The following is a 17,671-nucleotide window of genomic DNA, read 5'->3' on the forward strand; positions in this document are numbered from 1 at the left end:
TTTGGGCAGCGCATGTTTGGTATTTATGCTGCGTTATCGCCTATTTATGGGGGATAACCACACTACATAGGCTCTGCCTTGCCTAAATACCAAACAGTCTGCTGCAAATTCACCCACCAAAGATCAACACGCCCTAATCTATGGGAAAGTAACGGATCACGTTTTTACTAACTAAGGCTAGTTTAACGCTAAAAACAACCCATTTAGTACAACTAATACGCTATTTAAAACACTAAAAAATTTTACGTAGCCTACTAAAAAATTATAAAAAACCATTATAACTAAGACACTTAAGCTCATAAACCCGCAAAATAGTAATACTCCATATCCACCTTGAGTAACTATACAAAGCACTAAGCTTAGTAAAATACTGATCCAAGCAGCTAATAACAGCTTTTTACGTTGGGATTCTGTAGGGCGTTTTTTAAATACGTCTTTAAAATGATTATACTTAGCCAGCGCAAAACAGTTAAAACTGAGCAGGCATAGGCTAAAACCGAGTAAATCAATCATGGTTTTTGCCTTTTAAGGTTATTAGATTGACTAGGGCTGATTGTTTTTGAGTTGCTTTTAGCAGTACGTAATTTTTCGGTTTGTATAAAAAACAATATACTAAATAACAAAAACAGTGCATCAAAAGTAAATAAAGCCCACTGTTTGTGCATCAAATAGCTAACTATATTACTGTTAGTTGTAAGTGCATTAATAACCGGTACGCTTAAACATGCAACAGCATTTATAGCTGCCATAACTCGCCATTGCAGTGTGTCGCGCTTTATAAGTGCTAAAAGAGCAACCGCTAGCCATGTTAAAAAGAACGCGAGTATTTCTTTATCGGCGCGCTCTGCGGTAGTTGGGCTAAGTAGTCTGTTAGCAATAAAAAATGCACACGTTGCCAGTGGAAGTCCCATAATAGTGGCTAGGTTTAACCCTTCAACTAGTTTTAAACCAAACGAAGGCTTAACGTTATTTTTAGTTCGCTCGCGAATTCGCTTAGCCCACATAATACAGCCAGAGCCAATCATTACACAGCCTGCAATACCGCCTAATACGTATAACCAGCGCAACAACCACGTAGCTAAACGCCCTGTATGGATAGAATTAAGCGATTCGTAAAGCGCTTTGCTGCTAGTTAGCTCGTCATCAGTTTTAGCGACCATTTGCCCTGTAGCACCACTAAATATTAAGCGTGGTGCTTGGTCACGTAGTGTTTTACCTGCACTTACCAATACGGTAATTGTTGAAGCTGCCATATTTGGTTGGTTAACTTGTACGCGAGTAATATCTGCATGAGGCCACTTAGTATAAACCTGATCCAAAATACGTTGTATTGGCACCATTGGCAATTCGCCTTGGGCTTTATCGGTCATGGTGTTGCGAGGGGTTACATCGTTAAAAAAGCCACGCATGCCGTTATCGTAAGTTACTTTTGCAGGGTAGGGAAACAACATAAATATGAGCGTAATCATGCCAGTGTAGGTAATCATTAAATGAAAAGGAAGAGCAAGCACAGAGCTTAAGTTATGGGCATCTAACCACGTACGGCTACCTTTGTTACGCCTAAAGCTAAACATATCTTTAAAAATACGCTTATGAATAACCACGCCCGATATAATGGCAATCAGCATAAAAAAGCTAGCAAAGCATACAATCCAGCGTGCTGTTATTGCATCCATGTAATGTAAATCATAGTGCAACCGATAAAAAAAGTTACCACCTTTAGTATCTACAAAGGGCTCAAGCTCTTGCATGGTATTAGGGTTAAGCTGCGTGTTTTTAAACTTACTGCGGCGCTGGCCTGGTTCTTTTGGCTTTGCATAACCATAAATTAAAGAAGGAATACGCGGCTCAGGTAATGTAATACGCCAGCTTGATGAGTTAGCCCCATGGTTAGCTAAGTAATCAAATCCGGTAATTATTTGTTGTTTTTGCGCTTCTATACGCTGTGTTTGGGCTTGCACATTATGTATGGCTGGTTGATTCCACAACGTTATTTCGTCTCTAAAGAAGCTAAGAGTCCCTGCAAAAAATATTAAATATAATAACCAACAAACGAGTAACCCTACCCACGTATGTAGCCAGGTCATTGAGCGGAAAAAACTGTCTTTCATAGCCAACCCTTCAATACAGCTAATAAACAAATTTGCGCACTAGTCGTTAGTAAAATACTGATCCAAACTGTTTTTAATGATTTAATATAAAACGCATAAATAAAAACTAATGCATAAATTAGAATACTTAATGATACACACAGCAGTACCGCATCTGATTTGGTCAGCGGTAATAAAAAACTCAGCAAAGCGGTACTCGCAGCCGTAAAAGAATAGCCGCCAACAATGGCAATTAAAAAGCGTAAAAACACTGAAAAACGATAGCTAAAAATAGGTGATAGTTTAAAAAATTGCGATAACAACTCAATAACGCGTAGTTTAGTGGGCTGCGCACTCAGAGGGTGTGCCTGCATAATGAATTAATCTCTTATAAATACAGCGGGTGAAAAAATAAAGCATTATTATATAGCCTACAAATACAAAAGATAGTTATTATCATTCGTGATATTTAAGTTTATCCAACCAAAAAATTTATTACTCACCTGCTCTCTGATAAAGTAATTTTTTAACATATTGAACCATAATGATATTTAAACTCACCGCAGTTAACGTTGAAAGTAACTGCTTGAGATAGATTTATTATCCAATAATTCAGGCTACTTAGTAAAATAGTGATCTCAAATAACATCAGTATATTTGATTAGCAACTAACTAAGGTTTAAGGTTGTTTATTAAACTTTAATAAGAGCTTTAATAACGATGAGCGATCACGAAAAACTAAATTATGTCGAGTTCCCTGCTTATGATTTACCTGCTACTAAAACCTTTTTTAGCAATGTATTTAATTGGCAATTTACAGACTACGGCCCCGAATACATGGCGTTTAGTGGCCAAGGGCTTGATGGTGGCTTTTTTAATGCGCCGCTTAAATCGCTAACTCAAAACGGTGCTGCGCTATTGGTTTTTTATAGTAACGACATTCACGCCACGTATAAAAAAGTACAACTCCATGGTGGCACAATATTAAAACCTATTTTTGAATTTCCGGGTGGTTGCCGGTTTCATTTTGCAGAGCCGAGCGGCAATGAATTTGCTGTATGGGCAGAGAAACATTAGGTTTTAAAGGGCCTGTAGAGCGAATGAGCTTAAAGATCACGATTTTACTAACTAACGCTCGTTTTAATTAAAATAAACCGATATTTTACCAACTCATTTGTTCTAAATGGCCATTTAGGATGAAAATTAAGCATTTAAGGCCAAATAAACATGAATAGTCACCAATTGATAGACCAAGTTAGTAAATGCGTGATCTGTGAACCTCATTTATCTTTAGGGGCTCGCCCTGTTATACAATTTAACCCAAACGCACGTATTTTAATTGCAGGCCAAGCACCTGGAATCAAAGTTCACGAAACAGGTGTGCCGTTTAACGATGCAAGCGGCAACCGCCTACGAGAATGGCTTGGGCTAACAAGAGATGAATTTTACGATGCCAATAATATAGCCATTTTACCTATGGGCTTTTGTTATCCTGGTAGGGGGAAGTCGGGTGATTTACCACCTCGAAAAGAATGCGCACCTACATGGCGCGAGCAATTATTGGCTGCCCTACCAAATATTGAGCTGACAATAGTGCTTGGTAAATACGCACAGGCATATCACTTACCGGACACTAAAAAAATGCCACTCACGGAGTTAGTAAAATCGTGGCGTGAGTATTGGCCAAACTATTTAGTGCTTCCCCATCCCAGTCCGCGCAATAATATATGGCTTAAAAAAAACCCGTGGTTTGAACAAGATGTACTTCCAGAACTGGGTAAACGAATTGCGACTATTTTAAATAAGTAACACTTCTAGCATTAGGATTTATTGTAAAGGGGCGTTACAGTTAACTTAAAAATTAACACTCTAATTAAAAACAATAACAAACGAGGTTACCTAATTTGAATGCATCTATATTAACTGAAGTAATACTTCCGCTCGCCCTTGCACTTATTATGTTTGGCATGGGACTTGGGCTCACTACAAACGACTTTACCCGGTTATTTAAAAGCCCACTCGCCATCGTTATGGGTTTAATTGGCCAACTTGTAGCAATGCCTTTATTGGCATTAGGCCTATGCTATTTACTTAACTTATCAACACCTATAGCCATTGGTTTAATGATATTAGCCGCTTGTCCCGGCGGCACCATGTCAAATGTAGTAAGCCAGCTCGCTAAAGCTAACTTAGCACTTTCGGTAAGCTTAACAGCCGCTTCCACCGCTATTAGTATAATAACAACACCGTTTATTATCGGCTTTGCTATGAGCCAGTTTGCGCCAGCAGATAACGCTAGTTTTTCTATTTTGACGACATCACTTGGGTTGTTTTTTATTACCTTAGTGCCTGTTGCTGTAGGTATTTGGTTACGCCATTTTAAAAATGATTTTGCTATTAAAACAGAACCGTTTTTTAGACGCTTTTCATTGTTTTTTATGCTCATTATGATTGCCGCATTGGTAATAAAAGAGCGCGCTTTATTAGTTAGCTCATTTAACGATGTATTTTGGGCATGTATAGCACTGAATATAGGCTCGATGATTGTAGGTTGGTTAATTGCTAAGTGTTCAAAATTAAATTTAACCGATTCACTAACGCTTTCTATTGAGGTTGGGATTCAAAATGCATCACTGGCTATTTTAATTGCGATTAGTTTTTTAAATAAACCAGAATACGCAGTTACTGGCGGTATTTATGGCCTGGCAATGTTTATAGGGCCGCTGCTGTTAATTGGCGGATTAAAGCTTAAAAACAAACGCACAATGTAGTTATAGCTAAAAAGCAGGGCTTATTATTGCTTGTGTAAGCTCTGTTTATTCTTAGAATTTACTTTACACGGACACATTTCACTCTCCAAGCTTGGACCTGTTAACCTTTGCGGATCAAAGTTTACTCTATCTAGGGATTATTTAATCACGAGACTCGGTAACTGCTCCTGCGTCATGATCATATCCTTTACAACATCCATATAGGCAACAGGTCGCCCCCAAGGACGCTCCCAAAGAGCAGCCGCATATTTGACATTTATGTTGCATTATTGCCTATATAAGCAGATTAGTGTAAACATGCCCTAGACATCTACAAATATAAATTCATTATTAGACTTTGCTGTAGACTTAAAACAAATCCACTTGAGAATGATTTTTAAGTGTCGTTATAAGCTGTACTTAACGCTTAAATATACTTTCTACTTGGCTGCGTAGCCATATTAATGCATCGTCTTTATCTGTATTTTGGTGCCAATATAAGTGCTGATAAATAGTAGGCATGGTAGTTGGTACTGGACGCGCAATTAAAGTTTCATCAAGTAGCTGACTTGCCACCATGGAGGGCAAAGTGAGTAAAAATGGTGAATTTTTTATTACCTCTTTTGCTGAAAAATACGTTTGACAACGTATAGCAACCTCACGATTTAAGCTTAACTGTAATAATGCTATATCCTCAATAACCGTACCCGTTGCTCTGTTAGATACAGCTACATGTTTGGCCGTTAAGTAATTATCTATATTTAATTGATTTTTAAGTGAGTGATCTTTTTTCATTAATACACAAAAGTGATCGCTCGAAAGTACGGCATGGCTAATAGGTGATTTAATTGCTCTGGCTACATCTATTGCTATATCAATTTGATGATTAGCCAATTGTTTGTGCATATCATCACGGTTCAATTTTACGCTGGCAAGCGTTGCCTTTGGCGCGTGTTCAGCAAGTATTAGTTGTAGTTTAGGCAATACTATTGGCTCAATAGCATCGTGCAGCGCTATTTTAAAAGTTTGAGCGGTAGTGGCTAAATCAAACTCACCACACGCTTGTAATACTTGGCGTAACTTTTCGAGTAAATCTATTAGCGCAGGCGCCATGCGTTGACACGCAGGTGTTGGCAGCATTAATTGCCCTTGGCGTTCAAATAAAGGATCGTTCAATACGCTGCGCAGACGTTTAATCGCATGGCTTACCGCTGAAGGGGTTATATATAAAACCTTGGCTGTTTCGCTCATGTTTTTCTCAAAGTACAAACTCTCAAATATTTTAAGAAGATTTAAATCGAGCTGCTGAATATTTTTAGCTTCTATCATTCGAGTTTACGCCCTTTAACTTATGAATATAATTCACATTTGATTGGTAATATATTTCATTTAATTCATTGGATCGAATGTTTTATGCTGGATTTAGGTTTTAAATAAACAGAGCAACCGTATGAACTTTGAGCCAAGCCAAAAGAGCCAAGATTACTTAAATCGTGTTAAAGCATTTATGCAAGATCACGTACTCCCTGTTGAGCAAACAGTCGTTGCGCACAACCACGCAAAAAATAGCACAAACGATTGGACAAGCTGGCAATTAGCACCTCAGATTGATCTATTAAAAGCAAGAGCAAAACAAGCTGGGCTTTGGAATTTATTTTTACCCGATAGCACGTTAGCACAAGGTTTGAGTTGCCTTGAATATGCTCCCATTGCAGAGCAAATGGGGCATTGTTTATTTGCATCAGACGTTTTTAATTGCAACGCCCCCGACACCGGCAATATGGAAGTGCTATATCACTTTGCAAACGATGAGCAAAAACATCAATGGCTAACACCATTATTAAACGGTGAAATACGCTCTGTATTTGCCATGACCGAACCCGAGGTAGCTTCCTCAGATGCAACAAATATGCAAGCAACAATAGATGTTGATGGCGACGACCTAATTTTAAATGGTAAAAAGTGGTGGACTACAGGACTTGGCCACCCTAATGCGCAAGTGGCTATTTTTATGGGACTTTCCAATCCAGAAAACGATAAACACAGTCAGCACTCAATGGTACTTGTGCCGCTAAATACGTCGGGTGTAAATATTAAACGTATGCTAAGTGCTTGTGGTGATTTTGACCCTCCATACGGCCACGGCGAAATGGAATTTAATAACGTACGCGTACCAAAAAAAAATCTTATTTTAGGCTTAGGTAAAGGCTTTGCTATTGCACAAGGACGTTTAGGGCCTGGGCGTATTCATCATTGTATGCGCGCTATTGGCGCAGCAGAGCGCTGTTTAGAAATGATGATTAAGCGAGGTATGTCGCGCAGTGCTTTTGGTAAGCAGCTTATAAAGCTCGGTGGTAACTTAGAGCGAGTAGCACAAGCGCGTATGGCAATCGATCAAGCTCGGCTACTTACTTTACATGCAGCATGGAAAATAGACACCGTTGGTGTTAAACACGCCATGACCGAAATATCGAGCATAAAAGTAGTGGTACCAAACATGTTGCAAATGGTGTCTGATATGGCTATGCAAATATTTGGGGGGGCAGGGGTGTCGAGCGATTTCCCTATCGCATCGTTTAATGCAATGGGGCGTATTTTACGCCTTGCTGATGGCCCCGATGAAGTACATATGGGTATGGTTTCTCGCCTCGAAATAAACAAATACCGCTAAGGCTACCACATGAAAACAAGACTCATAATAACAGGTGGAGCAACAGGGCTTGGTAAAGCATTAGCACTAAGTTATGCAAATAACTTAGGCGCCAACTTACAAATTTGTATTGCCGATATAAACGCCGAGCGCGCAGCAGCGACAATTGCCGAGCTGCAAGCATTAAAAGCCGATGCGTTTTATTACGCCTGCGATATAACTAAGCAAGCTGATATAGAGAGCTTGCGCGATATAATACAAACCAAATGGCAAGGCGTAGATATCGTTATTAATAACGCCGGCGTTGCTACCGGCGTTGCTACCGGCGGTTCACTTGAGGGCGAGACAATTGAGCAATGGCAGTGGATAATGGATATTAATCTGCTTTCGGTGGTGCGTGTTTGTAAAACCTTTTATCCCGTATTTAAACAACAAGGTAAAGGTTACTTTATTAACATTGCCTCACAGGCTGGTCTTACGCCTATTCCGTTTATGAGTAGTTACAATGCAGTAAAAGCTGCCGTGGTTAGCTTTAGCGAAACCTTAAAGCTTGAATTAGTTCACGACAACATTGATGTGAGCGTTGTGTGCCCCAGCTTTTTTAAAACCAACTTAAACGAATCAATGCGCACAAGCGAGCCTGCTATGCGAACCATGCTTAACCATGCGTTTGAACGCTCCCCAATTAATGCCCAGCAAGTGGCTGATATTATTTACACGCAATCACTCAAACGGCCATTTTTAATTTTGACCCATAAATTAGGTAAACAGGCGTTTTTAATGAAAAAGCTCTTACCTGTTGAGTGCTACATTAAAAACATGCTGAAAAAAACACGTTCTATGCAGCGCTTAAAATCAAAATAATAAAAGGCCAACGATGAACACACAATTATTAGATCAAGCCAAAAGCGTACGCCAAGGCGAAGAGCTCGATATACAAAAAGTAAATGTCTGGCTTAAGCTGCACATGAGTAATTTAAGCGGTGAGCCAAGTGTTACGCAATATGCCGGTGGCGCGTCAAATTGGACCTACAGCCTTGACTACCCAGAGCAGTCGCTTATTTTACGCCGTGCCCCAAAAGGCACTAAAGCCAAAGGCGCTCACAATATGGGCCGCGAGTTTAAACTACAACAAGCACTAAAACCGGTTTACAGCTACGTGCCAACAATGAAAGTATTTTGCGAAGATAAGCGCATACTCGGCACCGACTTTTATGTAATGGAAAAGCTAACCGGCATTATTGCGCGTAGAAATTTCCCGCGCGAACTAACTACAACACCTGAGCGCACAAAACAACTTTGCGAAAATGTACTCGACTGCTTAGTAGAACTACACAAAGTTGATTACAAACACGCTAATTTAAGTCACTTAGGTAAAGGCGAAGGGTATACACAACGCCAAATTAGCGGTTGGAGTGAGCGCTTTATCAAAGCAAAAACATGGAATGTCCCCAGTGGTAAAAAAATCATTAAGTGGCTTCATAATAATATGCCTGCCACTGAGCATATTTGTATTACTCATAACGATTTTAGATTTGATAACGTTGTGCTTGATGTCAACGACTACACTAAAGTGCGGGGTATTTTAGATTGGGAACTCGCCACGCTTGGCGATCCATTAATGGATTTGGGTAACACACTCGCGTATTGGGTAGAGCCTGAGGATGACTTTTTAGCGCAAGCTACACGCCGACAACCAACACATTTAAAAGGCATGCTGACACGAAAAGAAGTTGTGGCTTATTACTGTAAAAAAATGAATATTACAGTCGACGATTTCACTTTTTACGAAGTGTATGGCTTGTTTAGATTAGCAGGCATAGTTCAGCAAATTTATTATCGTTATCATCATGGGCAAACAACAAATCCCGCATTTAAAAACTTTTGGGTATTTGTGCATTACCTTTTATGGCGCTGTAAAAAAGCCATTAACAATCAAGGAAACGCCTAATGTGTATTTTATATTTAGTACGCCATGGGCAGGCAAGCTTTGGCGCAGATGATTACGATAACCTTTCGGTAAAAGGGCAACAACAAGCTACATTAGTGGGCGAGTATTTAGCGCAAAAACAACTCATACCCGATGTAGTAATTACAGGCACTATGCAGCGCCACAATCAAACCGCAGAACTCAGTTTAGCTTCACTTAATAATACGTCCGCTGTAATTAATGATGCGCGCTTAAATGAGTACGACCACGAGCATATTTTAGCGGTTTCTAATCCTGAGCTTACCACTCCAAGCCAAGTACATGCCGTGCTTAGTAAGCAAATCGATCCAATGGAGTATTTTAAAACAGTATTTATTAATGCCATAGAGCAGTGGATGCTTAATCCTGACAGCACGCTCTATAAAGAGTGTTTTAATGCTTTTTGTGCTCGAGTATTGGGTGCGCTTGAAAAAATAGCCAAAGAACATGATGGTAAAAAAGTCATTATTTATACTTCAGGCGGGCCTATTAGTATTATTACCAGTCATTTAATGGGATTAAAGCTTGAGCGCTTTATTGATATTAATTGGGGTTTAGTTAACGCAGGTGTTACTAAAGTTGTGGCGCGAGGCAGAGGATCAAGCCGTAAATTAGGTATAAGCAGCTTAAACGAGCATCACTTTTTAGAGCAATACCCACAACAAAAATTAATTACCTATACCTAAGGAGCAAATATAATGCGCAAAAATATACTAATAACAGGTGCAAGTTCCGGCTTAGGAAAAGGCATGGCACAAGAGTTTGCTAAAAAAGGCTGTAACCTTGCTCTATGCGCTCGCCGATATGAATTATTAGAGCTGTTAAAAGCCGAACTTGAGCAAGTAAATCCTAACATTACCGTCAGCATCAAAGTGCTTGATGTAAACAACCACGAGCAAGTGTTTTGCGTGTTTAAAGCCTTTAATGAAGAGTTTAACGGGCTTGACCGCATCATTATAAATGCAGGAATGGGCAAGGGCGCATCTATTGGTACAGGCTATTTTACTGCCAATAAACAAACCGCTGAGACCAACTTTGTAGCAGCACTGGCGCAGGCCGAAGCTGCAATGGAGATTTTTAGAGCGCAAAACCACGGGCACTTAGTGACTATTTCGTCAATTAGTGCAGTGCGTGGTTTTAGACGCGCTATGACGGTATATGCAGCGACCAAAGCTGCAATAACATCACTGAGCGAAGGCATTCGCATAGACGTAATAAATACACCAATAAAGGTAAGTTGTGTGCACCCCGGTTTTATTAGAAGTGAAATAAACGAAAAAGTAAAAACAGTGCCCTTTATTGTCGATACTGAAACAGGCTGTAGAGCACTTGTAACAGCTATAAATAAAGAAAAAGCCAACAGCTTTATACCAACATGGCCATGGGCATTTTTACATTGGATTTTACGTATAGCCCCGCTGACTACACTTCGTAAAATGTCTTAAATAAACTCACGCCCCAAAATTGTTGTGGGCTTAAGTTTATCATTGCAAATAACCTAGCAATATATTAACAAAAAGAAATCCTCTTGCCTTACACCTGCAATAAAAACATACTTTTTTTGCTTTAAAAACAACCATAAATAAATTAACCAACTTTTATTGCTAATGATTTTTTCTTATTTATTATCCTTAAAGTTGCATTTGTTAATAAAACATTTAAAAAATGCACTTCCTGTGTTTAAATTGGCGCCAATGGATTACGAGCTCTTAGAAAATGAGATTAAACAAGGACGTAATACAATAATAATTATTTAAACACGGAAAAATTATGAATAAAAAAATTTTTGCAGCAACCGCTTTACTCGCTATGACTTCGACTTCTTTACTTGCATCTAGCGAAACATTACAAGCAAGTGTAAATGGTTGGAGCGAACCAACTTTTTTAGAAAATAACAAAGTACATTTTGGTAAAATTCGTTTAGCTACAGGTTCTACTTGTACAATGGATAATGCTGGCGCAGTAACGGGCGATTGTGATGCTTCAGACGCAAACATTCAATTAGGTGGCGTAACTGTTTCAGGTTTGGCTCCAAATTCAGCAATGAACATCACTGTATCAGGCAGTACAAGTGCCAACCTTACTTTCGCTCCAGTAACGACTGCCACTGATGGTACTTCAACTGTAACAACGGCTGATACTGTTGCTTCTGCATTTACAACTGATGCAAGCGCAACTGATATCGTAATCGGTGTTTATGGTGATATGACAGTAGCTGCCGATCTTACTGCTGGCGCTGCTTATGAAGTAGACTACACTGTCGATGTATCTTTTCAGTAATATTATTTCTTATATTATTATAGCCCTAGGCTACTAATAATATAAATTGTGTGGAGCTTAATGCTCCACATTTTTGCTTTATCATGTTGTTGAGTTGTCTCATGAGTTTTAAATTTTTTCGCTGGGCAACGCTTTGCCTGACTCTTCTATTACCTCAAATTTGCAGTGCTAATCTTTCTCTATCTGAATATCGTTTATATTTTGATGGACGAACTAAAAATAATTCATTAATGATCAGAAATACATCTGATAAAAACCTCGACTTTAAACTTAGTATCACGCACAAAGACATGACCGAAGAAGGGTCACTAATAGATGCAACACCTAAGCAAGTAGAGGGTCGTTCTGCTGCTGGCATGTTACGCTTTTCTCCACGCCGTGGTTCTATAGCGCCAAAAGGCATGCAAGCTATAAGAATGACGGTACGAAAAAAAGCAGAATTACCCGCAGGAGAATACAGAGCGGTACTTAAAATAGTTGCGTCAGAAGCACCAGCCCCTAATGCAGAAGGAATAACCATACGCCCTAAAATATCTTACAGCGTTCCGGTAATTGTGCGCCATGGGCAGTTAGAAGCTGATTCGCAACTAATCAACCCGCAACTAATTAGCCAAAATGGTCGACCAACCGTTACGTTTTGGCAAACGCTAACGGGAAATCGTTCGTTATATGGTAATTTTGAACTGCTAGACAGTAATAACTTATCTGTTGGGGAAGTAACAAACGTAGCCGTTTATACGCCTTTATCGCGTCGTAAAGTCTATATTTCGTTGCAACAGCCCGTTGTCGGTCCGCTTACACTTAAATACAAAGAAAATCCCCAATATGGTGGCAATATTGAGTTAGCAATACCCGTTAATATTCAATAACACGTGTTTAAGCTAAACGCATTGCGTTATGGCGCTTTAATTAGTTTGTTGCTCATTGTTATTGTGCCTCAAACATTAGTCGCTAATGAGCTAACGCCTCTTCATCAATGGACTATTGATGAAGAGGCGTTCGTGATCGTAAATGTAAAAGTAAATGGCCGTTCAGTGGTATCCGACTTAGAAGCTTACTACACGCAATCAAATAAGCTGTTACTACCAATCAGTGTTCTTAAATCAACGATGGGGATTAACTTTAGTATTACCGAAGGGAGTTTAACTGCAACCGTTGATTCAACGAAGCTTGCACTAAGTACAACGTTATTGGCAGCTCAGTCGGTAACACCAACGGCATCTTTTTGGGCAAAAGACGATTACGATCATTACGTAGACTTATCCGTTATTAATACGCTTTTAGAAACCGACTCAACATTTGATTACTCACTCATGCAAGTCTCCTTTATGAGTAATTTATTAAGCACCACAAATGATAAAAAAAACACGTCAATCACGCATAAGCAAGCTATTGCCCCACAATATGATCACTTTATAGAAGATCAATATCGTCTACTTACCTACCCAATTTCTGAGTATACAATTTCATCAACTGCCACATCTAAACAAGCACGTTATAAAGGCTTAATTAGACTCAACAGCTATTTTGATTTATTTCACCATAGAGCAGAAGTTCGGTTTAACAAAAATGAAAATAGCGACAATACATTTTTTAAAATTAGCAAAGATTTTAGTTTGACCGAGCAAGATCATTCATTAGCTCGCATTCATTATCAATTGGGTGATATTCAATCTCAATCAGATCAGCTGACGACAGCTTCAAGCCAAGGCAGAGGTATTTATATCTCGAATGCCGATCCACGCTCAGCACAAAATTTTTCGTCAATAACCATTGAAGAACCCGCTTTACCCGGTTGGCAAGCTGAGCTATATCGCAATGGGCAATTTTTAGCGACCACACAAGCAAATGACGATAATTTAGTTAAGTTTATCGATATAGAAACATTTTATGGCAATAATATTTTTGAAATAAAGCTTTTTGGCCCCCAAGGTGAGCAAATTACACGCACTCAAAAATACACGATAGGGCAGGATGCCCTATCACCAGGGAAAATAAGCTATCAAGTTGAGTTAATTGAAACAGATAAAAGCGTATTTGATAACAACCAAAATACTCAAAATACATTTAGTGACACATTTAAAGCCAGTGTTTCATATGGGATAAGTGAAAATTTAACCTATGATGCACAAATCACTCAACTAGCATCTGATGAGCGCTCTCGCTATATATCATCAGGATTAAATATACTTACGGAGCATGGCAGCTATCGATTTTTATCTAGCAAACAACTCAATGCTGGCAGCGCTTATTATGCAGGCTTTAGGGGCTTGTTCTCTAATGATTTTTATAACGACGTAAACGTCAATTTAGAATATACCGCCTTAGATGATTTCTCGAGCGCATTGTTTTTACCACAAAATAATGTGCTTAAAAATAAATTATCAATTAGTTTAAATGGTCGTTCTGATTCGTTTGACTCTTTAAACTGGAATATGAAATGGCTTAACGAAAATCGTGAAAATAAATCAAACAACAATACATTTTCATTAGGTATCAATAAAAATCACATTGGTGGTACATGGGCTGGACGCCTTTTTTATGATGAACAAGAAGATGAATTAACCAATCAACTTTATTCATCTATTGATATCGCTTCTTGGAAGTGGACAAATACACTCGATTGGCTGCCTATAAATGGGGGAAAGCTTGTTAGCCTGCGTAGTAATTTACGTTGGCCGCAAACACAACAGACCTTTAACCAAACCCAGTTATCGTATAACCCTGATTCATCAGCGACCGCGCAACTAAGCCATCAGTATACTTATCGCTATGATATTTTTAATGTTCAAGTCTCAGGCCAATACGATAGTCGTGGTGATTGGCGCGTGTCATTAGGTTTAAACGGCACATTTAGCTTTGATCATCTTGAGTTAGATATGATATTTGACACCCCACGAGCTCTTAGCGGCGGACAGCTTGAAGCATCTGCTTTTATTGACTGGAACGAAAATCGAGTATTTGATCAAGGTGATGAAGCATTAGAAGACGTTCGCTTTACCGGTAATTATTTATGGCGAAATAAATTCACTAACAATACAGGTAAAGCGCTACTGCCAAGTAGTCACGGCGGGCAAATTTTAGAGGTCGATTTACGCACTTTACCTAATCCATATTTGCAACCTGTACTTGGAAAAATAAAAACCTACGCTCACCGAGGAGGTCAGACTAAAGTTGATGTACCAATGGTTATTTTTAATGAAGTAGAAGGGACTGTTTATTTTGAAAATAACGATAAAAGTAAACCTGTTTCAGGCGTAACCGTTTTTTTAAAGCAAATTAATGGCGACAAAGAATACACAACAACTACCGAGTACGACGGGTATTATTATTTTTCTAATGTGAGTCAAGGAAACTACAAAATTGAAGTTGAAGCAAATACATTAAATATAAAAAGCCTCGTTACTAAAAACTTACCAGAGCGCGTTGTTACCTCAAAAACAGGTGATACTATTATTCTAAAAGATATCGTTCTACAACCTAAAAACAATACAATAGACTCAATAGAGTTAGTTGATAAGCCATCAGAAAAGTCTTTTTTTGTTCAGCTTGGTGTATTTAAAAAATTTGAATCGGCAGTAATAGTAGCAAAGGAAATTGACTCAAAAGCGCATCCTTTAAAATTATATAAACATCAAACCCGCAACAGTTACTATTTAGTAACAGGCCCTTATGCAAACGCCCAAGACGCGCAAACAACAATTAACGATGTCTACTCAACGCCTGCATTACATGGCAGCTTTATGGTCGACGCTAGACGTTATACATCTACAGATTGGCAACTAATGCACGCATGGGGAGAGCAAAAAAGTGATACGAAAGAGCTCTATTATTGTCAATATGCCGCGTATACCTCTAAAAAAACAATAAAACCTCAATTGATAAAAGCTGATTTTCCACTGTTCACTATCAACAGAAATATTAATGGTAAAAAATATTTTTTATTACTCTCAGGCCCACATATTGAGCAACCACAGAGCGCATGTAGCGCTTTAACTAGTCGGCAAATAAACGAAGGCTCTACACCAATAAAAAAATCCTGGAGCGACTTATACAAATAGCCTTAAATTAATGAGTTATTTGGCGCTTAAAATACTCATGTATTAATTAAAATTAGTATTATTGAGCTGTAAAGTATGTCGTTTGTGAGAGGCCATTTTTGTCAAGATGCGTTATACACCTTATTTCGCAGCGTGCACCCGCCGATTCTGCAATCCAATTGGATTGAGACTGTTTTTTTATATAACAAGCAGAATAAAATGCATCTTCTTTTTGTGCAGAAACAACAGCACAACGCGCATAATTACCAAGCTGCAATACTTTTATTGGAAATATTTGCTCCTGAGCAATAACTCCAGCACTAAAAGCTTGGGTTGATTTTGCGTACGTGGATACCGAAAAATACACAGTAAAAATAAAGAATAAACCAATAACCACATGCCATTGCTTCATACATTACACCTAAAAATACAGATAATTAAATTGTAGAAGTAAATAAACTTTATGCATCTGTTTATAAATTATTTTAGGCATTAAAAAAGGTGGCAAAAGCCACCTTTTTATAAAACAAAACTTATAGAAGTGCAAAAAGCTTTTTAAGTTGTGGCATGTACTCACTCACAAGCTCAAGGTTACTTTCGCTAACGACTGGCTCACTTGATTTAGCGGTACTTGATGCATTACCTAATGAGCCCATTAGCGAGCTAGCGCCTTTGTCTTTAACACTTTTCATACTTTGAAAACCACCCATTAGTTTATCTGCTGTTTCTTTATTTTCAGTAGATAAGCCAGATTTAAGGTTTTCGATGTAAGCCATAGACACTTCAGAACCGACAGTAATTAACTGCTCTGGAGTAAAACCGTAACGACTCGTTACGCCTTCAAAACTTTTGTATAAGTCTTGCTCTTTAATCATGCTAAGCGCGCTGTTAGCTAGCGAGCCTTGCTCTGATGTTGTTTGGTCAGCCGACGCACCTAACATGCTTCCTAGGTCCAGCCCTTTTAGAGAATCTTGAGCGCTCGCCCAACTTGTTACCGCTGGTAGTGCTTTCATGTAGCTTTGTAAATCACCTTCAGTGATATCTTTTGCAACACCAGAGAAGCTCATTGCTAACAAACTAAGTGATACGAGTATTTTTTTCATGCAGGCATTTCCTATTATCGTGGAGCTATTATTATATGAAGCCCTAAATAGATAGGGCAGTGCAATTAGAAACTAAATAATTGCATATGCCAATACATAATAATGTATTGGCGAATTTTACAGTACAATTCATGGGAGTTGACCTAAAGTACTACGATTTTAGTTGATTCACCCTAAGTCAATGTACAAATGATATAATGCATTTTTGACAACGAGAGCTGAACACAATGTTAACAATTTCAAATACAGTCACAATTGATGAGTGGGAACTAGAGCTTACAGCTATTCGCTCTCAAGGTGCCGGTGGTCAAAATGTTAACAAAGTAGCAAGTGCTATACACTTACGTTTTGACATTAACCGCTCTAAATTACCTGACTTTTACAAAGAACGCTTACTCGCTTTAAAAGATTCTAGAATCACTAAAGATGGCGTTTTAATAATTAAAGCCCAAAGCCACCGAACCCAAGAATTGAACAGAGATGATGCACTTAAGCGTTTAAAAGATCTTATTTTAAGTGCAACCGTGGTGAACAAGGCTCGAAGAGCCACCAAGCCAAGTAGAAATTCTCAGCGCAAACGCATGGATAAAAAAACCAAGCACGGCCAAAACAAAGCATTGCGTAGCAGTGTGAAAATTTAACTGCTAGGCGCGCAAGCTTGCTTGCGTATAAAAACGTAGTTTTTAAAATAACTTAATAATTAGAAGCCTTGCTTCTCACGTGAGCAAGCTCTACGTCTACAAAATGTGCAACCTTGTTAACTGGTAGACGCACAGCTCGCTGGCGTGT

The 17,671-nt window shown here is 38.7% G+C and carries 18 protein-coding genes; 12 read left to right on the top strand and 6 right to left on the bottom strand.

The window, feature by feature from the left end; translation table 11 throughout:
- Window positions 1-177: 177 nt before the first annotated feature.
- The 3 genes from P20495_RS00520 to P20495_RS00510 are packed head-to-tail and all read right to left on the bottom strand — an operon-like array spanning window position 178 to window position 2,464.
- Window positions 178-513, bottom strand: a complete 336-nt coding sequence (locus P20495_RS00520) for a DUF3325 domain-containing protein (RefSeq protein ID WP_008139420.1) — start codon at window positions 511-513, stop codon at window positions 178-180.
- Window positions 510-2,111 carry a PepSY domain-containing protein gene (locus tag P20495_RS00515; protein ID WP_008139423.1) on the bottom strand — a complete coding sequence of 534 codons (1,602 nt, stop codon included), beginning with the start codon at window positions 2,109-2,111 and terminating at the stop codon, window positions 510-512. Before P20495_RS00515 ends, P20495_RS00520 begins: the two co-directional genes overlap by 4 nt.
- Window positions 2,108-2,464 (bottom strand): hypothetical protein, encoded by a 357-nt coding sequence (locus P20495_RS00510; RefSeq protein WP_007376696.1) that lies wholly within the window; start codon window positions 2,462-2,464, stop codon window positions 2,108-2,110. The genes P20495_RS00515 and P20495_RS00510 overlap by 4 nt, the downstream gene beginning before the upstream one ends.
- A gap of 346 nt (window positions 2,465-2,810) precedes the next feature.
- On the opposite strand from P20495_RS00510, the gene P20495_RS00505 reads away from it, so the two are divergent.
- The 3 genes from P20495_RS00505 (at window position 2,811) to P20495_RS00495 (ending at window position 4,861) form a co-directional block, all read left to right on the top strand.
- Window positions 2,811-3,167 carry a VOC family protein gene (locus P20495_RS00505; RefSeq protein ID WP_008139426.1) on the top strand — a complete coding sequence of 119 codons (357 nt, stop codon included), beginning with the start codon at window positions 2,811-2,813 and terminating at the stop codon, window positions 3,165-3,167.
- Between the two features lie 150 nt (window positions 3,168-3,317).
- A complete protein-coding gene (locus tag P20495_RS00500; RefSeq protein ID WP_008139428.1) occupies window positions 3,318-3,899 on the top strand; it encodes a uracil-DNA glycosylase family protein in 582 nt (193 codons plus the stop codon).
- Between the two features lie 95 nt (window positions 3,900-3,994).
- On the top strand, window positions 3,995-4,861 hold the full coding sequence (locus P20495_RS00495) for a bile acid:sodium symporter family protein (protein WP_008139429.1): 867 nt from the start codon (window positions 3,995-3,997) through the stop codon (window positions 4,859-4,861).
- A gap of 399 nt (window positions 4,862-5,260) precedes the next feature.
- On the opposite strand, the gene P20495_RS00490 is transcribed toward P20495_RS00495, so the two are convergent.
- Complete coding sequence (locus P20495_RS00490; protein WP_008139431.1) at window positions 5,261-6,169, bottom strand: LysR family transcriptional regulator; 909 nt, start codon at window positions 6,167-6,169, stop codon at window positions 5,261-5,263.
- Between the two features lie 121 nt (window positions 6,170-6,290).
- Between P20495_RS00490 and P20495_RS00485 the strand changes: the two genes are divergently transcribed.
- The 8 genes from P20495_RS00485 (at window position 6,291) to P20495_RS00450 (ending at window position 15,800) form a co-directional block, all read left to right on the top strand.
- A complete protein-coding gene (locus P20495_RS00485) occupies window positions 6,291-7,511 on the top strand; it encodes an acyl-CoA dehydrogenase family protein (RefSeq protein ID WP_008139433.1) in 1,221 nt (406 codons plus the stop codon).
- A gap of 9 nt (window positions 7,512-7,520) precedes the next feature.
- Complete coding sequence (locus tag P20495_RS00480) at window positions 7,521-8,354, top strand: SDR family oxidoreductase (RefSeq protein ID WP_008139434.1); 834 nt, start codon at window positions 7,521-7,523, stop codon at window positions 8,352-8,354.
- Window positions 8,355-8,367: 13 nt separating this feature from the next.
- The gene (locus P20495_RS00475) at window positions 8,368-9,441 is read left to right on the top strand and encodes a phosphotransferase family protein (RefSeq protein WP_008139437.1); all 1,074 of its coding nucleotides are present in this window, start codon (window positions 8,368-8,370) and stop codon (window positions 9,439-9,441) included.
- Window positions 9,441-10,145, top strand: coding sequence for a histidine phosphatase family protein (locus P20495_RS00470; RefSeq protein WP_008139438.1), 705 nt, complete (start codon window positions 9,441-9,443; stop codon window positions 10,143-10,145). Before P20495_RS00475 ends, P20495_RS00470 begins: the two co-directional genes overlap by 1 nt.
- Before the next feature lie 12 nt (window positions 10,146-10,157).
- A complete protein-coding gene (locus P20495_RS00465; RefSeq protein ID WP_007376705.1) occupies window positions 10,158-10,904 on the top strand; it encodes an SDR family oxidoreductase in 747 nt (248 codons plus the stop codon).
- Window positions 10,905-11,229: 325 nt separating this feature from the next.
- A complete protein-coding gene (locus P20495_RS00460) occupies window positions 11,230-11,739 on the top strand; it encodes a hypothetical protein (RefSeq protein ID WP_008139445.1) in 510 nt (169 codons plus the stop codon).
- A gap of 101 nt (window positions 11,740-11,840) precedes the next feature.
- A complete protein-coding gene (locus P20495_RS00455) occupies window positions 11,841-12,608 on the top strand; it encodes a hypothetical protein (RefSeq protein WP_008139447.1) in 768 nt (255 codons plus the stop codon).
- Between the two features lie 3 nt (window positions 12,609-12,611).
- Entirely contained in the window at window positions 12,612-15,800 is a 3,189-nt protein-coding gene (locus P20495_RS00450) for an SdrD B-like domain-containing protein (RefSeq protein ID WP_008139450.1), read from the top strand.
- 58 nt (window positions 15,801-15,858) lie between these two features.
- On the opposite strand, the gene P20495_RS00445 is transcribed toward P20495_RS00450, so the two are convergent.
- Together P20495_RS00445 and P20495_RS00440 are read right to left on the bottom strand one after the other, a co-directional pair.
- The gene (locus P20495_RS00445) at window positions 15,859-16,191 is read right to left on the bottom strand and encodes a hypothetical protein (RefSeq protein ID WP_008139452.1); all 333 of its coding nucleotides are present in this window, start codon (window positions 16,189-16,191) and stop codon (window positions 15,859-15,861) included.
- A gap of 121 nt (window positions 16,192-16,312) precedes the next feature.
- Window positions 16,313-16,882 carry a hypothetical protein gene (locus tag P20495_RS00440; protein WP_008139453.1) on the bottom strand — a complete coding sequence of 190 codons (570 nt, stop codon included), beginning with the start codon at window positions 16,880-16,882 and terminating at the stop codon, window positions 16,313-16,315.
- A 227-nt stretch (window positions 16,883-17,109) separates the two neighbouring features.
- On the opposite strand from P20495_RS00440, the gene arfB reads away from it, so the two are divergent.
- Entirely contained in the window at window positions 17,110-17,523 is a 414-nt protein-coding gene (gene arfB, locus P20495_RS00435) for an alternative ribosome rescue aminoacyl-tRNA hydrolase ArfB (protein WP_008139454.1), read from the top strand.
- Window positions 17,524-17,671: the final 148 nt, after the last annotated feature.

Source organism: Pseudoalteromonas sp. BSi20495 (assembly GCF_000241185.1).
Taxonomy (GTDB): Bacteria; Pseudomonadota; Gammaproteobacteria; order Enterobacterales; family Alteromonadaceae; genus Pseudoalteromonas; species Pseudoalteromonas fuliginea.